Origin of the sequence: Pedobacter heparinus DSM 2366 (assembly GCF_000023825.1) — a bacterium.
Classification (GTDB): domain Bacteria; phylum Bacteroidota; class Bacteroidia; order Sphingobacteriales; family Sphingobacteriaceae; genus Pedobacter; species Pedobacter heparinus.
Genome location: NC_013061.1, coordinates 1,838,575 through 1,856,349, shown reverse-complemented (window position 1 = coordinate 1,856,349; position 17,775 = coordinate 1,838,575). Strand labels below are relative to the sequence as shown.

The 17,775-nt window shown below is 40.4% G+C and carries 20 protein-coding genes; 10 read left to right on the top strand and 10 right to left on the bottom strand.

Annotation, left to right across the window (positions count from 1 at the left end; genetic code table 11):
- Positions 1–66 precede the first annotated feature (66 nt).
- Complete coding sequence (locus PHEP_RS07865) at positions 67–1,185, top strand: hypothetical protein (protein WP_015807400.1); 1,119 nt, start codon at positions 67–69, stop codon at positions 1,183–1,185.
- 2 nt (positions 1,186–1,187) lie between these two features.
- Here the strand turns inward: PHEP_RS07865 and PHEP_RS07860 are convergent, their stop codons facing one another.
- The 8 genes from PHEP_RS07860 to mce form a co-directional block, all read right to left on the bottom strand.
- Positions 1,188–1,517 carry a helix-turn-helix domain-containing protein gene (locus tag PHEP_RS07860; protein ID WP_015807399.1) on the bottom strand — a complete coding sequence of 110 codons (330 nt, stop codon included), beginning with the start codon at positions 1,515–1,517 and terminating at the stop codon, positions 1,188–1,190.
- 37 nt (positions 1,518–1,554) lie between these two features.
- Positions 1,555–2,913, bottom strand: a complete 1,359-nt coding sequence (locus tag PHEP_RS07855) for a UDP-N-acetylmuramate--L-alanine ligase (protein WP_015807398.1) — start codon at positions 2,911–2,913, stop codon at positions 1,555–1,557.
- Between the two features lie 9 nt (positions 2,914–2,922).
- Entirely contained in the window at positions 2,923–3,759 is an 837-nt protein-coding gene (prmA, locus tag PHEP_RS07850) for a 50S ribosomal protein L11 methyltransferase (protein ID WP_015807397.1), read from the bottom strand.
- Positions 3,760–4,521 (bottom strand): triose-phosphate isomerase, encoded by a 762-nt coding sequence (gene tpiA, locus PHEP_RS07845; protein WP_036673900.1) that lies wholly within the window; start codon positions 4,519–4,521, stop codon positions 3,760–3,762.
- A gap of 54 nt (positions 4,522–4,575) precedes the next feature.
- Positions 4,576–5,751: a putative sugar nucleotidyl transferase gene (locus tag PHEP_RS07840; protein ID WP_015807395.1), complete on the bottom strand. Its 1,176-nt coding sequence runs from the start codon at positions 5,749–5,751 to the stop codon at positions 4,576–4,578.
- Between the two features lie 71 nt (positions 5,752–5,822).
- Positions 5,823–6,071, bottom strand: coding sequence for a type B 50S ribosomal protein L31 (locus PHEP_RS07835; protein WP_015807394.1), 249 nt, complete (start codon positions 6,069–6,071; stop codon positions 5,823–5,825).
- An 84-nt stretch (positions 6,072–6,155) separates the two neighbouring features.
- Positions 6,156–6,443 (bottom strand): hypothetical protein, encoded by a 288-nt coding sequence (locus PHEP_RS07830; protein ID WP_015807393.1) that lies wholly within the window; start codon positions 6,441–6,443, stop codon positions 6,156–6,158.
- 3 nt (positions 6,444–6,446) lie between these two features.
- Complete coding sequence (mce, locus tag PHEP_RS07825; protein WP_015807392.1) at positions 6,447–6,851, bottom strand: methylmalonyl-CoA epimerase; 405 nt, start codon at positions 6,849–6,851, stop codon at positions 6,447–6,449.
- A 123-nt stretch (positions 6,852–6,974) separates the two neighbouring features.
- Between mce and PHEP_RS07820 the strand changes: the two genes are divergently transcribed.
- From PHEP_RS07820 to PHEP_RS07795, 6 genes are all read left to right on the top strand, one after another.
- Entirely contained in the window at positions 6,975–8,186 is a 1,212-nt protein-coding gene (locus PHEP_RS07820; RefSeq protein ID WP_015807391.1) for an IscS subfamily cysteine desulfurase, read from the top strand.
- 25 nt (positions 8,187–8,211) lie between these two features.
- On the top strand, positions 8,212–8,625 hold the full coding sequence (gene iscU, locus PHEP_RS07815; RefSeq protein WP_015807390.1) for a Fe-S cluster assembly scaffold IscU: 414 nt from the start codon (positions 8,212–8,214) through the stop codon (positions 8,623–8,625).
- Positions 8,626–8,698: 73 nt separating this feature from the next.
- Positions 8,699–9,025, top strand: a complete 327-nt coding sequence (locus PHEP_RS07810) for a HesB/IscA family protein (RefSeq protein ID WP_015807389.1) — start codon at positions 8,699–8,701, stop codon at positions 9,023–9,025.
- A 75-nt stretch (positions 9,026–9,100) separates the two neighbouring features.
- The gene (locus PHEP_RS07805) at positions 9,101–11,014 is read left to right on the top strand and encodes an AMP-dependent synthetase/ligase (protein WP_015807388.1); all 1,914 of its coding nucleotides are present in this window, start codon (positions 9,101–9,103) and stop codon (positions 11,012–11,014) included.
- Positions 11,015–11,144: 130 nt separating this feature from the next.
- Positions 11,145–12,866, top strand: coding sequence for a lysine--tRNA ligase (lysS, locus tag PHEP_RS07800; protein ID WP_015807387.1), 1,722 nt, complete (start codon positions 11,145–11,147; stop codon positions 12,864–12,866).
- Between the two features lie 86 nt (positions 12,867–12,952).
- Positions 12,953–13,168 (top strand): hypothetical protein, encoded by a 216-nt coding sequence (locus PHEP_RS07795; protein ID WP_036674318.1) that lies wholly within the window; start codon positions 12,953–12,955, stop codon positions 13,166–13,168.
- Positions 13,169–13,196: 28 nt separating this feature from the next.
- Here the strand turns inward: PHEP_RS07795 and PHEP_RS07790 are convergent, their stop codons facing one another.
- Positions 13,197–13,736, bottom strand: a complete 540-nt coding sequence (locus tag PHEP_RS07790; protein ID WP_015807385.1) for a hypothetical protein — start codon at positions 13,734–13,736, stop codon at positions 13,197–13,199.
- Positions 13,737–13,884: 148 nt separating this feature from the next.
- Here PHEP_RS07790 and ung point away from each other — a divergent pair, with 148 nt between their 5' ends.
- Complete coding sequence (gene ung, locus PHEP_RS07785) at positions 13,885–14,562, top strand: uracil-DNA glycosylase (RefSeq protein ID WP_015807384.1); 678 nt, start codon at positions 13,885–13,887, stop codon at positions 14,560–14,562.
- 59 nt (positions 14,563–14,621) lie between these two features.
- Here the strand turns inward: ung and PHEP_RS07780 are convergent, their stop codons facing one another.
- A complete protein-coding gene (locus tag PHEP_RS07780) occupies positions 14,622–15,092 on the bottom strand; it encodes an Lrp/AsnC family transcriptional regulator (protein WP_015807383.1) in 471 nt (156 codons plus the stop codon).
- A 137-nt stretch (positions 15,093–15,229) separates the two neighbouring features.
- Between PHEP_RS07780 and PHEP_RS07775 the strand changes: the two genes are divergently transcribed.
- Together PHEP_RS07775 and PHEP_RS07770 are read left to right on the top strand one after the other, a co-directional pair.
- Positions 15,230–15,883 carry a metal-dependent transcriptional regulator gene (locus tag PHEP_RS07775; protein ID WP_015807382.1) on the top strand — a complete coding sequence of 218 codons (654 nt, stop codon included), beginning with the start codon at positions 15,230–15,232 and terminating at the stop codon, positions 15,881–15,883.
- 1 nt (position 15,884) lies between these two features.
- Positions 15,885–17,768, top strand: coding sequence for an Nramp family divalent metal transporter (locus PHEP_RS07770; protein WP_015807381.1), 1,884 nt, complete (start codon positions 15,885–15,887; stop codon positions 17,766–17,768).
- The last annotated feature ends 7 nt before the right edge of the window (positions 17,769–17,775 follow it).

The window sequence follows — 17,775 nt, the reverse complement described above, 5'->3', positions numbered from 1 at the left end:
TTAAAAAATAATGATGAATAAGCATCCTGGGAAGGATGCTTTTTATTTTAAATCCCTTCAGGCGAAATGCAAATAACGATAGTATCCGGAAAGCGTACCAGAAAAGATTTTTTAGACGCCGCGCGTTTAATATATAAAGACGATAAAAACTGGATCTGCCCGCTCGATCAAGATATAGAACAAATATTTGACACACATAAGAACCCTTTTTTCCAGCACGGAAAATGTGCCAGATGGATACTAAAAGACAATCAGGGAAATTGTATTGGTCGTGTTGCTGCCTTTATAAATGATAAAAAGGCCCATCAATATAAACAACCTACTGGCGGCATGGGTTTTTTTGAATGTATCAATGACAAAAATGCGGCTTTCTTACTTTTTGATACGGCAAAAACCTGGCTTCAGGAAAATGGGATGCAAGCAATGGACGGCCCAATTAATTTTGGAGAGAACGATTCCTTTTGGGGCCTGCTTGTCGAAGGTTTTACACCACCATCTTATGGAATGAACTATCATCATCCATATTATCACTCTTTTTTCACAGACTACGGCTTTAAAAAAGAATACGAGCAAATCACCAATCACCTGGCTGTAAGAAAGCCTTTTCCGGAACGTTTTACCAAAATAGCCAATTGGGTAGCTGCTAAACCTGGTTATACTTTTGAACATTTTTCAAAAAAAAACGCAGCAAGGTATGTGGGTGAACTGATGGAAATATACAATGATGCCTGGAAGGATTTTGAGAACTTTGTACCCATAAAAAGGGAAACACTGGAAGAAAGCTTTGAAAAAATGCAGACCATAATGGACGAAAAGCTAATTTGGTTTGCCTATGTAAATGGAGAGCCGGCCTCATTTGTGGTGATTATACCTGATGCGAACCAGATGATCAAAGGCTTTAACGGGAAACTGGGCCTAATAGAAAAGCTTAAATTTGTGTACAGGCGCTGGGTAGGTGTAAACCGCATGCGTGCCATAGTTATGGGCACCAAAACGGCTTATCAAAAGCACGGACTGGAATCGGCATTGTTTATTAAGCTAAAAGAGTATGTATTGCCTAAGAACCAGTATGATGAACTGGAATTGTCATGGGTGGGCGACTTTAATGATAAAATGCTGGCTATCCACCAAGCAACAGGTGCCACTTTTGGAAAGCGGCACCTGACTATGCGAAAGCTATTTTAAGGCTATTTTTCTCTTATTTCTTCATAAAGATCGATCACTTTCTTTTGAAGCTTAATGATCTCTTCTTCTCTTTGTGCAAGTTTTTCTTTTAAGCCATTAATTTCCTCAAAATTAAGCGACTGTGGGTTTTCACCTTCTTTGGATATAATGTCCATTGTTGAAACCTCAAAAAGATTAGCAATTTGTGCCAGTCTTGAAATGTTAATATCAGTAATACCAGTTTCGATTTTTGAGAACGCCGGGATTGAAATATTTAGACGCTTAGCCACTTCCCCCTGGCTCCAACCATTTTTCTGGCGCAATTGTCTAATGTTTTTTCCAATGATATTCATATTTTAAATTTAGGTGTGTAATCTTGTATTATATTCCTTATGCTTCTATATTCAACTCACGTGCCAATTTAACGAGATCCAATCCCCCAAAATTTCCCGAACTCATCAAAAGTAAGTTCGTACGATAAAAATTTACGTTTAATAAACAATCCTGTAAAGCTTCAGGCTTATCAAAAAAATGTAATTTATTACTTTTAAATGCCGTTTGAACATCATTCTTGTTAAAAGGCTCCATTTTTTTGTGCTGAAAAGTTTTTTCATCAATGTATACAATTGCCGTGTCGGCAGCTTCCATTGTGTGGGCGTATTGCACTAAAAAGTCTTTATTCAGGCTGCTGAATGTATGTAACTCTATACACGCTGTTAATTTTCTGTCGGGAAACTGCGCCTTCACTGCCTCGATAGTAGCCTTTAATTTTGATGGAGAATGTGCAAAATCTTTATATACATTGGTCTTATTCCTGCTGACAAGCAGCTCCAGCCTTTTAGCAGCACCTGTAAAAGATTGAATTGCGGCATCAAACTGTTCATTGTTTACGTTCAGTTGCGCGCAAATTAATTTTGCTGCGTTAAGGTTCATTAAATTGTGGTCGCCAAATATCTTTAATGGTATTTCTTCAGGCATCAGATAAGTAATGCCGTCTTTTATCAGGTGTTCAGGAATTCCATAACCAATTTTTTCTACGTCAGCTGTAGCTTCATCAACTACTTTAACCAGGTCGTGATCTGCTTTGCAGTAAATTAATTTGCCCCCAGGTTGTATGGTATCAATAAACAGTTCAAATTGCTTTACATAATCAGCGTATGTTTTGAACACATTAATGTGGTCCCAGGCAATACCACTGATTACAGCTATGTTTGCTTTATAGAGGTGAAATTTGGGACGTCTGTCTATCGGCGAAGCCAGATACTCGTCGCCCTCAATTACTATTAAGGGAGCTTCAGCGGTTATTTTGACCATGGTCTCAAAACCTGCAAGCTGTGCGCCCACCAGGTAATCGAAATCCCCTTTATAGTAGTTCAGTACATGCAATATCATGGAAGTAATGGTTGTTTTACCATGGCTTCCACCGATTACTACTCTGAGTTTATTTTTGGTCTGCTCGTAAATATATTCGGGGTAAGAATATATTTTCAGGCCCATTTTCTGTGCTTTCAGCAGTTCAGGATTATCCGTTAGTGCGTGCATCCCTAAAATTACAGCATCCAGATTGGGCGTAATGTTGTCTTCATTCCAGCCCAGCTGTGCCGGTAAAATGCCGTATTTGGCCAGTCTGCCTGCCGATGGTTCAAAAATAACATCATCAGACCCTGTCACCTGATATCCTTTTTTGTGCAGGGCTATGGCCAGGTTGTGCATGGCACTACCACCAATAGCTATAAAATGTATGTGCATTGCTGTAATCTATTTAGTAAAATAAGCTGCCACCCAGTCGCCAATCTTTTTATGATCAACATATTTGATCCCAAAAGGTTCACAGGCAGCTTTTATCATATCCAGATCTGGTGATTCGTAAAATCCACTAAAGAAAATATTACCCTGTTTTTTTAAGATGGCAGCATAAGAAGGGATCTGATCGAGCAGAATATTGCGGTTGATATTGGCCAGGATAACATCAAAAGCTATTTCGGGGATAGCCTCTTTACTTCCACAAAGGGCCTCAATATTTCGGATGTTGTTTAATGCAGCATTTTCGATGGTACTCTGGTAACAAACTTCATCATTGTCTATAGCTACCAACCTGGCAGCCCCTTTTTTAGCTGCTAAAATAGCAAGTATTGCTGTACCACAGCCCATATCGAGCACTGTTTTATCCTCTACATCTGCATCCAGCAGGTACTGGATCATCATCGTTGTGGTTTGATGGTGTCCTGTACCAAAGGCCATTTTCGGATCAATGACAATTTCATATTTATATTGTGGCTGTGACTGATGAAAAGTTGCACGTACATAACACTGATCGGCTATGATAAGTGGTTCAAAATTCTTTTCCCACTCTTCATTCCAGTTTTTACCGGCAATTTCAGCAACCGTATAAGTGTACTGAAATTGCCCTTCGTACTGTTCCAGCAGACTTTTCAACTGATCTTCATCGTAAGTACCGGCCGCTGCAAATGCTATAAACCCATTGGCTGTATCTTCAAAAGTATTGAAACCGATATCAGCCAGATCAGCAATCAAAAGGTCCTGCTGATATTCTTCAATAGCTGTAAAGCTGAAAGTTACCTGTATGTATTGCATCTAAGAATTGAAAACTTTAACGATATCCACAAAATCTCTTGATTTTAGTGAAGCTCCGCCTATCAAACCACCATCAATGTCTTTCTGGGCAAATAGCTCGGCCGCGTTTTTAGGATTACAGCTGCCACCATATAATATAGTGGTCAGTTCTGCAACCTGGGCATTGTATTTGGCTGCAATTTCTTTTCTGATGAAGGCATGTACTTCCTGGGCCTGATCTGAGGATGCGGTTAATCCCGTTCCTATTGCCCAAACCGGTTCATAAGCAATCACTATTTTAGAAAAATCTTCGGCACTTAATCCAAAAATACCTTTATCGAGTTGGGCTTTAAGTACCTCGAAATAACTGCCATTGTTTCTTTGCTCCAAGGTTTCTCCGATACAAAAAATAGGTGTCAATCCGTTTTCCAATACTTTTATTGTTTTCTGTGCCAGCAGTTCATCACTTTCGGCAAAGTACTCGCGTCTTTCTGAGTGCCCGATGATTACATATTCAACACCTACAGATTTGATCATTCCGGCGGAAATTTCGCCAGTATAGGCACCACTATCGTTTTGGTGACAGTTTTGCGCCCCAATTTTAACAACATCAGCACCCAATTTAGCCAGGCTGTTCAAATGAATATAGGGAGCACAAATGATGGCGATCTGATTACCTTTTTTTTCGTCCTTTACCATATTCACTATTTCTGAAAATAAAGATATGCCGGCAGCATAATCAAGGTTCATTTTCCAATTTCCTGCAACTATTTTTTTTCTCATCATTATATATTGTTATTTTTTAGGTTTTTAGTATTTATTTGAAAGCAGGGACAATTAAAAGTGCCTGTAGCTTTTGGTCATTTCAAAAACAGCAGATAAAATATCCTGCTCTGTCTGGTCAAACGAGATATCTCTACGTTCGTATACTTTCTCTGATGTTTCAAACATTTTATTCAGGCTATACACATCAAATCCATGTGCCCCACCCCAGGCGAAATCGGGAATAAAGTTTCTGGGAAAGCCGGAGCCAAAGATATTGGCACTCACACCGGCAACTGTTCCGGTATTAAACATCGTATTGATGCCGCATTTGGCATGATCGGCCATGATCAGTCCGCAAAATTGTAAACCGGTATTACGGAAACTTTCTGTTGCATACTCCCATAACCTAACCTCAGCATAGTTGTTCTTTAAGTTAGAATTGTTACTGTCGGCACCAATGTTACACCATTGCCCCAGTACAGCATTACCCAGGTAGCCTTCATGTCCTTTGGAAGAATAGCCCCAGATGATGGCATTGTTAATTTCGCCACCTACCCGACTATAGGGGCCTATGGTAGTTTGTCCGTAGATTTTAGCTCCCATTTTTACCTGCGAATTGTTGCAAAGTGCAAAAGATCCGCGAATGTGACAGCCTTCCCACACTTGCGAATTCTCTCCTATATAAATGGGCCCGTTCAGGCTGTTAAAAGTAGAACATTCGGCTTGTGCCCCCTCTTCTGCAAAAAATTCATCACCTAAAAAAACATTTGTACTGCTCAGTTTAGCTGAAGCCCGCCCCTGGGTCAGTAAAGCAAAGTCTTTTTTCAGTTCAGCATCATTATTCCTGAATATATCTTCGGGTAAAGAGATCCTGATAAATTTTCCCTGATATATTTTGATTTCCAACTGCGCGTCGATATCAGGTATAAAAGCTGTACCGGCATCAATTTTACAGGCAATTAAAATACCCTCTTTTTTTAAGGCCTCACCGGTTTGCAGTGCTGAGATCGCTTCCAGCAGTGCCTCATCAGGACAAATTGAGCCATTGATATAGAGCTGGACTCCATTAAGCGGAGGATATTTAACGGCCAGGTGTTCGGCGGTAATGAAGCCAGATGCTACATTCAGATGTTTCTTCCACTTTTCAGCAATCGTGAGGATTCCTACACGAAGATCTGCAACTGGTCTGGTAAAAGATAATGGACGCAGGGATAACCAGGCATTATCATCAAATAAATTGATCATCATAAGCTACAAAAATAAAAAAAGTCCCGAAGCAACAGCACCGGGACTTTAAATAATTTTCTATTTGTGTATAATTACTTCTTAGCGTAACGTGTTTTGAATTTATCGATACGACCAGCAGTATCTACCAATTTCATTTTACCAGTATAAAAAGGGTGAGAAGTGTGTGAAATCTCTAATTTATATAGAGGATACTCGTTGCCATCTTCCCATTTGATAGTTTCTTTAGTATCTACACAAGATTTTGTTAAAAAAGCATAGTCGTTTGACATGTCTTTAAATACTACAAATCTATAGCTTGAAGGATGCAGATCTTTTTTCATATGATTATATACTTATTTGTCGCTTATTTTTAAGGATGCAAATATCAGCATTTTATTTTTTAATCGCAAGTATGTGTGGAAAAATTATCTGCTATACTTTTTCCGGGTCTCGATCTTCTCCTTTTGCCTGCTGATGTAGGCATCGGCAATGACCTCGGCAGAGGGCAGGTCCGAGTTACTGATCAGCAGTGTTTTTAGCTTCTCTTCGTTCACATCAGCACGATAAAGGATATTCATCATTTTGGAAATGTTGTGGTCCAGCAGATAGGCAAAAGCTTCGATGAGGCGGGCGCGGAGCATAGTTTCAGTACCCAGCTCTTCTACTTCAAAGTCTTTAGCGATGATGAGGCTGAGTGAATTAAAATTTTCCATGGGTTAAGCTTTAATTTCCTGACACAGTTCTACAAGCACCCCATTTGTGCCTTTTGGATGCACAAAACAAACCAGCTTATTGTCGGCCCCTCTTTTTGGCTGTTCATTTAACAGTACAAATCCGGCTGCCTTTAACCTGTCCATCTCGACCACAATATCTTCCACATCAAATGCGATGTGGTGGATCCCCTCTCCCTTTCTTTCAAGGAATTTAGCAATGGGACTATCTGCAACAGTTGCACTGAGCAGTTCTATCTTATTCTGGCCGGTTTTAAAAAAGGCAGTATTTACCCCTTCTGAGGCTACCAGTTCCTTTTTATAGCAGGCCGCACCCAACAATTGTTCGTAAAGGCTACAGGAAATGTCCATATTTTTAACTGCAATGCCTATATGTTCGATTTTATTCATATCTACCCAAACGTTAAAAGAATGTAAAAATGCATGTTTTAACTATACCGTCATAGGTATTATTTATAATTGTTGGCAATCTTTTTTTGTATCTTTGTATATTAATAAGAACAAATATATATAATGGAACTTCCTATTTACTTAGATAATAACGCAACTACTCCTCTTGATCCGAGGGTATTGGAAGCAATGCTGCCCTATTTCACCAATAAATTTGGCAATGCTGCAAGCCGTAACCATGCATTTGGATGGGTTGCCGAAGAAGGTGTTGATTACGCACGTGAACAAGTTGCCAAACTGATTGGTTGCACTGAAAAAGAGATTATTTTCACTTCAGGAGCTACGGAGGCTGACAATCTGGGCATTAAAGGCGTATTTGAAATGTACCAGGAAAAGGGTAACCATATCATTACAGCTACTACAGAACATAAAGCTGTGTTGGATACTTGTAAACACCTGGAAAAACTGGGTGCGAAGGTTACCTATCTAAAAGTGAAAGAGGACGGATTAATTGACCTTCAGGAGCTTGAAGCTGCAATGACGGAGCAAACAATCCTGGTTACCATTATGTATGGAAACAATGAGATCGGTGTAATCCAGCCAATTAAAGAAATTTCTGCCATTGCCCATAAATTTGGCGCGTTGTTTATGACCGATGCTACACAGGCTGTAGGCAAAATCCCTGTAGATGTAAATGCTGACGGGATTGACCTGATGGCTTTTTCTGCTCATAAAATGTACGGACCTAAGGGTGTTGGGGTATTGTATGTACGCCGTAAAAATCCAAGGGTTAAAGTAACTGCACAAATGGACGGTGGCGGCCATGAGCGCGGCATGCGTTCCGGCACCTTAAATGTACCTGGCATTGTTGGTTTGGGTAAAGCCTGTGAACTGTGCCGTTTGGAAATGGATGAGGAAGCCAAACGTTTATCGGCCTTAAGGGACAAACTGGAAAATGCACTTACTGAGCTGGAAGAAAGTTATGTAAACGGAAATACGGAACACCGCTTACCTCATGTAGCCAACATCTCTTTTAAATATGTAGAAGGTGAAGGTTTAATGATGGCCATGAAAGATTTAGCTGTATCATCAGGCTCAGCCTGTACATCTGCTTCCCTGGAGCCTTCTTACGTATTAAAGAGCCTGGGCTTGTCTGACGATCTGGCACACTCTTCTATCCGTTATGGATTGGGCCGTTTTACGACTGAAGAAGAAGTGGATTATGCAATAGAAAATACTAAAAAAGCAGTAAACCACTTAAGGGACCTTTCTCCGCTTTGGGAAATGTTTAAAGATGGTGTGGATTTAAGTAAAATTGAGTGGGCAGAACATTAATTTTTAAAATCAAAAACAAGTAAAGATGGCATATTCAGAAAAAGTTATAGAACATTATACCAACCCCAGAAACGTTGGTACTTTAAATAAAGATAGTAAATCAGTTGGTACGGGCCTTGTTGGTGCACCTGAGTGTGGCGATGTGATGCGTTTACAGATTGAAGTGGATGAAAACAATGTAATTACAGATGCTAAATTCAAAACATTTGGCTGTGGTTCTGCGATCGCTTCTTCTTCTCTGGCGACTGAATGGTTAAAAGGTAAAAGCATTGATGAGGCTTTAACAATAGACAATATGGACATTGTTGAAGAGCTGGCTTTACCACCGGTAAAAATACATTGCTCGGTTTTGGCAGAAGATGCTATCAAATCGGCAATCAATGATTACCGTGTTAAAAATGGTATGGAGCCATTTGAACTGGCCAAATCTCATCATTAATCAATATTTGACCGATTTTAATCTGGTACATCTTTTGAGCTATACCATTGTGAAATCAAAATATTAATATAAAATGATCACAATCACTGAAAAAGCAAAAAGCAAAATCGACCAGTTAATGGAAGAGTCGCAGATGGATACGACCTATTTTTTGCGGGTATCTGTTAAAGGGGGAGGATGTTCAGGATTATCATACAACCTGGACTTTGACGATGAAGAGAAAGCAGGAGATCAGTTTTTTGAAGATAAGGGAATCAGGATAGCACTAGACATGAAGTCCTTCCTTTACCTGGCAGGGACTGAACTCGATTTTTCTGATGGTTTAAATGGGAAGGGTTTTAATTTCAATAACCCGAATGCAAGCCGCTCATGCGGTTGTGGCGAGAGTTTTTCTGTTTAAATACAATTGTTATATTTGCATAGGCCGGTACAGTTACATCTGTACCGGCCTATTTTTATAGATAACCAACATGTCATGGAACTATTTAACGAGCATTCTACCATACCCAATTTATTGCGTAATGTTGTCGCCAATATCCATAACCCGGAAGAGACCTTTCTGATCCACAAAAGGAATGGGGTTTGGGAAGAGGTATCTTATGGGCATACACTTAATTGTGCAGATGCCGTAGCTGCTTTTTTTATGGAGAAAGGCATTGTTAAAGGTGACAGGATGGGACTGATGATAGAAAACTCACCCGAATACGTATACTATGACCAGGGCATACAGCAAATTGGCGCCATCAATGTATCTATTTATCCTACCCTATCTGAGCAGGAAGTAGCATATATTGTGAACGATTCGGGCATGCGGGCCATTCTGATCGGCAACACCTTTCTATATAAAAAAATATTAAAGATAGCGGCCAACTGCCGCAACCTGGAATACATTGTCCCTGCTTTTACCGAATATCAGAAAGTTAGCATCCCTGAAGAGCTGAAGGTGCAGATCATTCCCTTTGATGAGGTTCTGGCTGAAACAGGAAAGCTAAAACCTGCCCGGCTGACGGAAATCGGCAGGATTCGTAACACCATACTACCAGCTGATATTTCATCGCTCATTTATACCTCGGGTACTACCGGTACGCCTAAGGGTGTTATGCTTTCACATAGTAATTTTGTAGAGAATGTAAAAGTATGTTTACAGCAAATCCCGGTGATAGACGAAACGGAAACATTCCTTTCTTTCCTGCCCCTTTCGCATGTTTTTGAACGGACCGCAACCTATCATGTTTGCTGTGCACAGGGTTGCAGGATCGCTTATGCACAGAGCCTGGAACTACTGGCCAAAAACATGGCTGAAATTAAGCCCACTGTAATGAGCTGTGTACCCAGGCTGTTGGAAAAAATCCACGACAAAGCCCTTAAGAGTGGCACTGCGGGCGGGGGATTAAAGTCTAAAATATTTCTTTGGGCACTGGAAGTTGGTCAGGATTACCGAAAGATCAAAGAAGCAGGTAAAACACCCGGAATGGTGATGCGTGCAAAAAAGACCCTTGCCGAAAAACTGGTATTCAGCAAGATCAAAGAAAAAACAGGGGGAAGGTTAAAATTCATGATCTCGGGTGGCGCTGCTTTACCAAAGAATGTGGGTGAATTTTTTGGAAACCTGGGTATTAAAATACTGGAAGGCTTTGGCCTGACCGAAACTTCGCCCGTAATGGCTGTTACTGAATACCACAGACAGGTTTATGGGACTGTAGGCCGGATTATACCTGGCATTGAGGTGGGCATACAGGATATAGAAACCAGACAAATGATCAGTATACAGACCCATGACACCTTTATGGAAGACTTTGAATGTGCTGAGGGAGAAATCATTGTAAGGGGCCATTGTGTGATGCAAGGTTATTTTAACAAACCTGCCGAAACTGCGGAGGTGATAGATAAGGACAACTGGTTCCATACGGGTGATATTGGCCGCTTTTACCGGGGTAACCTGCAAATCACCGATCGTCTTAAAAATATGATCGTAAATGCCTACGGTAAAAATGTTTATCCTACACCAGTAGAAAACATTTATCTGAAAAGCCTTAAAATAGACCAGATTTTTCTGATTGGCGATAAACGTGAATACCTTACTGCCATAGTGATCCCAAACAAGGAGAACCTGCAGGAAAACTTTAATCTGCCGGAATCTTTCTTTGAAAAACCAGAAATATTTATCGCTGAAAAGGAAATTACAGACTGGATTGGTCAGGACCTGAAGAAGCTGTCTAATGAACTGGCCAAATTTGAGCGCATCAAAAATTTTAAGGTAAAACGTAATCCTTTCAGCATTGAAGAAGGCGAAATTACGCCAACTTTAAAGGCTAAGCGGAGGGTTATTGAAGCAAAATATGCAGAAACCATCAATGAGATGTATGCGGAGGCTGTTGATACAGATTAAACCATACAAACTAATTGCATTTTTAATACCTATAGTCATAAAAGAACTAAGGTAAATCCCTATTTTTGCCTAATTATTAAATTAATACATCAATAAGCTATCCGGTTTAGCTGCCGGATACCAAAAATATATGAGTACAGGACTATCAGAATTAGAAGTATTGCGCCGTAATTCGCTAACACAATTACGTGAACTGGGTATCAATCCCTATCCTGCCGAAGCATTTGAGATCAATGCCCATGCAGCAGATATTTTAGCGAATTACGAACGGGATAAAACTGCTTATAAGAACATCAGCATGGCGGGCCGCATCATGAGCCGCAGAATTATGGGAAGTGCTTCTTTTGTGGAATTACAGGACTCAACCGGAAGAATACAGGTTTATCTGAAAAGAGATGACCTGTGTCCGGATGAAGACAAAACTTTATACAATACCGTATTTAAGAAATTGCTGGACCTTGGTGATTTTATTGGTATAAAAGGTTATGTTTTTACCACACAAACGGGTGAGATCTCTGTTCATGTAACAGCACTTACTTTGCTTTCCAAGTCTTTAAAACCATTGCCTATTGTTAAACGTGACGAGGAAGGAAATATTTATGATGGTTTTACTGATCCTGAAATGCGTTACAGGCAGCGTTATGTAGACCTTACGGTAAATCCGGGCTTTAAACAGATTTTTATCAACCGTTCCAAGGTGATCAATACCATGCGTGGATATTTTGATAATCAGGGCTGGATGGAAGTGGAAACACCTATTCTGCAACCCATTCATGGTGGTGCTGCAGCCCGTCCATTTGCTACACACCACAATACGCTGGATATGCCATTGTACCTGCGTATTGCCAATGAACTTTACCTGAAAAGACTGATTGTAGCAGGTTTTGACGGCGTTTATGAGTTTGGTAAAATGTTCAGAAACGAAGGGATGGACCGTACCCATAATCCTGAATTTACCTCTATGGAGATTTATGTAGCTTATAAAGACTACATCTGGATGATGGCCATGGTAGAAGAATGCCTGGAGAAAGTAGCTCTGGCGATCCATGGAAAACCTGTAGTAAAAGTTGGGGATTATGAGATCAACTTTGAAGGCCCATACGAAAAACTGACCATGTACGAGTCTATCCAGAAATATACAGGTATAGATGTTTCAGTTATGACAGAAGAAGAGATCAAAACGGTTTGCAAAAGCCTGGGCATAGAAATTGATAATTCTATGGGCAGGGGCAAGCTGATTGATGAACTGTTCAGCGAAAAAGTAGAGGCGAACCTGATCCAGCCGACTTACATTACCGATTATCCGTTGGAAATGACACCTCTGGCTAAAAAACACAGAAGCAAGGAAGGACTGGTAGAACGTTTTGAATTATTTGTGATGGGTAAAGAAATTGCCAATGCTTACTCTGAGCTGAATGACCCTATTGATCAGCGGGAACGCTTTGAAGACCAGTTAAAACTTGCTGCAAGAGGTGATGATGAGGCGATGGCGATGGACGATGATTTTATCCGTGCCCTGGAATATGGCATGCCACCTACATCGGGTCTGGGTATTGGTATAGATCGTCTGGTAATGCTGATGACCGATCAATCGACCATACAGGAAGTATTGTTTTTTCCGCAGATGAGGCCGGAAAAGAAAGTCAAAATAACAACTGATGAGGATTTTGTAAATGCCGGTGTACCTGCTGAATGGGTACAGGCAGTCCGCAAAATGGGCATCAACACCATAGAGGAATTAAAAGCAGCAAATCCAAATAAGGTTTTTAACGATCTGGGGGGTATGCGTAAAAAACTTAAATTGGAGCTGGCCATGCCTTCAAAAGAAGAGGTTACAGCCTGGTTTGCTTAACATAAAGGTAACAAAAGCTTAAAGGCCTGCTACAAAAATTGTGGCAGGCCTTTTTTATTTTTATACATATTTAAATGACAATGATTATGAACAGTTCAAGTCTGGAAATTACCGAAAAAGAATACTGTATAAAACTGAGCAAAGAAGCCTTTGACCTGACACTCATCCGTCAGCTCATCACCAGAATACAGTCGGAACAATTGTTCTTCAGCAAAAGCAAAGATTACTTGGAAGATGACATCATCAGCAGGACTTCATACGCAGAAGCACACGAAAATTTCGACAGGTTAAGCGAAAAATAAAAAAGCCACATTTTCATGTGGCTTTGGCTTATCTGTATCTTACCTGCTGTTGTTTATCCAGCATTCCCAGTTGGTCTTTCATTTGTTTGATCTGATCGGCCAGCAATTTGTTCTTATCTGCTTTCTTTGCTTCAGTCAGATACATTTGCGCTTCGCGTTTGTTCCGTTTGGCCATGGCTATTCCTGCAAGGCTCAATTTGGCCAGGGCAATATTATGATCCATGTGCATTCCTAAAGAAAGTGATTTTTTAAAATATTTTTCTGACTGCATAGGCGCCTTTCTTGATTCAATTAAACCTACCAACAGGTTATAATAACCATGTTGCACCCTGATCAGCTGTTTTTCATAATTGGTGATCTTTTTCAGGTAAACCTCTGCTTTGGCCATGTTGTCCTTTCTTAAGAACCATTGGGCCAATAACATATTCTCGTTAAAGAAATAGGTAACGATAATCAGTATACTTATAAAAAGGGCCAAAATCCCCCATCCCCAGAAACCAAAGACCATAAGGGTTATCGAACCTCCCAGCACTGCAAAACTTAAAATAAGACGAACTACATTTGGCATATTCTATTATATTTTTTTTGCAAATATCGTGTTTAAATACCAAAAATTAGATTTAATTTATAATTTCAACAAAAAAAGAATCGACAGTTCAATTCATGGCCAGCACAAAAAAAGTAAAGGCTGGTTTTGTATAAACCTCAAAAAACAGATGTCTGTAGCAATAGAAGAAAGCTGGTTAAAAGTACTTAAAGATGAGTTCGAAAAACCCTATATGAAATCGCTTAAAGCTTTTTTACTGGAAGAAAAACAAAAGGGATATAAGGTATACCCTAAGGGTGCTGATATATTTAATGCCCTTAACCACACCCCTTTTGATAAGGTAAAAGTAGTTATTCTGGGTCAAGATCCCTATCATGGGACCGGCCAGGCCCATGGTTTGTCTTTTTCTGTGCAGAAAGGGATTACCGTCCCCCCCTCCCTGAAAAATATTTATAAGGAACTGTCTGCCGATATTCCTGGTTTCAGCATTCCCAATCACGGTAACCTAACCCAATGGGCTGATGAAGGTGTTTTACTCTTAAACGCAACTTTAACTGTAAGGGCCCATGAAGCAGGTTCACACCAGGGAAAGGGCTGGGAAATTTTTACTGATAAGATCATCAGTGAGTTGTCTGAAAAAAGGACAGGCCTGGTTTTCCTTTTATGGGGCAGATATGCACAAAATAAAGCTGTATTGATTGATCAGAAAAAACATACCATCATTGCCGCAGCACACCCCTCGCCCTTCTCGGCCTATAACGGTTTTTTAGATAGCAAACCTTTTTCCAGGGCCAATGCTAAACTTATTGAACAGGGGCAAAGCCCCATTAACTGGCAAATCACTTAAGAAGAAAAAGGGTAAAAGACCCGATGCCTTTTACCCTTTTTCCGTTTAAAATCCTAGTCTTAATATTCCAAAGGAACAATGGGTTCTTTCTTGGTGGTAGACATGATCATCATCGTTTGAAAAGTTTTTACTACTGAGATTTTGCTGATCTTATCCATGATCAGGCGCTCATAAGCTTTAATATCATTGACATATACCTTTAAAAGAAAATCAGCCTGTCCCGTAACGTGGTGGCATTCTGTAATCTCTTTGATCTGGTTCACTTCATCCAGGAAAATCTGGATGGTATTGTTCTTATGAAAATCGAGCTGTACCTGTATAAAGGTTTTTATACCCAAACCCAGCTTTTCTTCATCAACCAGGGCATGGTAGCTTTTAATAAAACCAGATACTTCAAGCTTTCTTACACGTTCTAATGTAGGTGCAGGAGAAAGTCCGATCTCCTGAGACAATAGTAAATTTGTCATCCTTCCATTTTCCTGTAATAATTTAAGAATTTTAAAATCCGTTTTATCTAGTTCTGTCGCCATTATTTTTAAATTATGCCCAAATATAGAATAAGAATACATTACCCACCAAATTTTATTCTAAAAAAAAACAAATAATTTATAGTTTATTTCTTCTAATTTTTTTAGATTTGTCTAAATATTTAGTTAGGCAAACAAAAATGCAATCCTTTACCGAAGAGAACTACCTGAAAATCATATATCATCTGTCTCAAAACCACGATGGAACAGTACAGACCAATGCCATTGCAGAAAAAATGCAGACCAAAGCCGCGTCTGTTACGGACATGATCAAAAAACTGGCTGATAAAGAATTGGTAGACTATAAAAAGTACCAGGGTGTTAAGCTTACACCTACTGGCAAATCAGCTGCCATAAACATTGTCCGCAAGCACCGGTTATGGGAAGTTTTCCTGGTAGAGAAGCTAAATTTCAGGTGGGATGAAGTACATGATATTGCAGAAGAGCTGGAACACATCAATTCAGCAGAGCTTATTGAGCGCCTGGATGAATTTCTAGCCTTCCCAAAAAGCGATCCGCATGGTGATCCCATCCCGGATAAAAGCGGGAAGTTTGATGCAGTTGCATTTGTTAAACTAAATAAACTTAAACGGGGGGATGAAGGACTGATTATGGGCGTCAGCGAACATTCCTCGGCATTTTTAAAACACCTTGAAAAATCTGGTTTAACCCTGGGAAAAGCAGTTAAAATAACCGAGATCAATGATTTTGACGGCTCTATAGAACTGACACTGGAGCGAAAAAACCTCAGTGTAAGCCGGGAGGTGGCCAAACATATTCTCATCAAACTGTAACATGAAGAACCTTAAGCACACCGAACACAGAGATCCCCAATCCTTAAGTGAAGTACATCAAAGTGTAGATACCAGCAAACGCACTGGATGGAAGCGTATATTGTCTTTTATTGGCCCAGCCTACCTGGTTAGTGTGGGTTATATGGATCCGGGCAACTGGGCAACAGACCTTGCAGGCGGCAGTAAATTTGGTTACCAGCTTATCTGGGTGCTGCTCATGTCTAACCTTATTGCTTTATTGCTGCAATCGCTCAGTGCCCGTCTGGGTATTGTAAGAGGTCTTGATCTTGCCCAGGCTTCCAGAAATGCATATCCAAAATGGGTTAACATTCCTTTGTTTGGTTTAGCCCAAACAGCTATAGTAGCCTGCGACCTGGCCGAAATTATAGGGATGGCCATTGGCTTAAACCTATTATTTGGCCTGCCCCTCATCTGGGGCATCAGCATCACCATCTTCGATACCGTGCTGCTCCTCTTTCTCCTTAACAAGGGCATGCGAAAAATGGAAGCCTTCATTGTTTCTATGGTATTCATTGTTGGTGTTTCCTTTTTAATTGAAATGTTCATTGTAGAGCCTTCAATAATAGAAATAGCGAAAGGTTTTGAACCCTCTATACTAGGTGGGGAAGCTTTATATATTGCCATAGGTATTATTGGTGCCACTGTAATGCCTCATAACCTGTACCTGCACTCTTCGCTGGTACAGACCCGCAAATTCCAAAGAGATGAAAAGGGCATCCAAGAAGCCATAAAATTTAATTTCATAGATACTGCCGTAGCTTTAAACCTGGCATTTTTCGTCAACGCCGCTATCCTTATTCTTGCAGCTGCAGCTTTTTACAAAAACGGGCTGCATGAAGTGGCCGAAATACAGGATGCCTACAAACTGCTTCAAAATATATTTGGCAATGTGGCCCCTGCCCTTTTTGCTATTGCGCTGATTGCTGCCGGACAGAGCTCAACAGTAACCGGAACACTAGCCGGACAGATTGTGATGGAGGGGCATCTTAAACTCCGTATACAGCCCTGGTTACGTCGCTTAATTACACGTTTGCTGGCTATTATCCCTGCTTTTTTTACTATACTCTGGTATGGAGATGATGCATTGGGCGGCTTACTGATCCTGAGCCAGGTAGTATTGAGCCTGCAGCTCGGCTTCGCTGTAATCCCTTTAATTCACCTTACTTCTGATAAAAAAACAATGAAAGGCTTTGCCATAAAGTTATGGGTAAAAATACTGGCCTGGACCAGCTCGCTTATCATTGTAAGCTTAAATGTTAAACTCGTTATAGAAGAAATAAAAACATGGGGTGCAAGTGGCGAATGGTACATATATGTACTGGTAGTTCCTGCCAGCCTGTTAATTGGCCTGCTGTTGCTCTATGTTTTTATATATCCTATCCTGAGCCGCATCCGGCGGGAAAACAACAATGTTCCTCATGGCCACGCCCTTAACATTGAACCGGTAGAAAAGATTGATTACAGGCGGATAGGGATTACGGTTGATTTTTCTAAGAATGACCGCAACACCATTCGCCATGCGCTAATTCAGGGTGGTAAACAGGCCCAATATTACCTGATCCATGTAGTTGAAACTGCTGCAGCAAGGTATTACGGTGATACGGCACTCGATTATGAGACCCAGAGTGATACCGAAAACCTGCAAAAATACTGCAGTAACCTGGCCGAACTGGGCTATCAGGCCAGTCCGCATATAGGCTATGGCGGCACCGTAAAAGCCATCGTCAGGATCAGTAATGAAAACAAGCTTGAACTGCTGGTAATGGGGGCACACGGACATAAGGGATTAAAGGACCTCATATTGGGAACAACTGTCAATTCTGTTCGCCATAAAGTATCCATACCTGTGCTCATTGTAAGATAAAATTCGG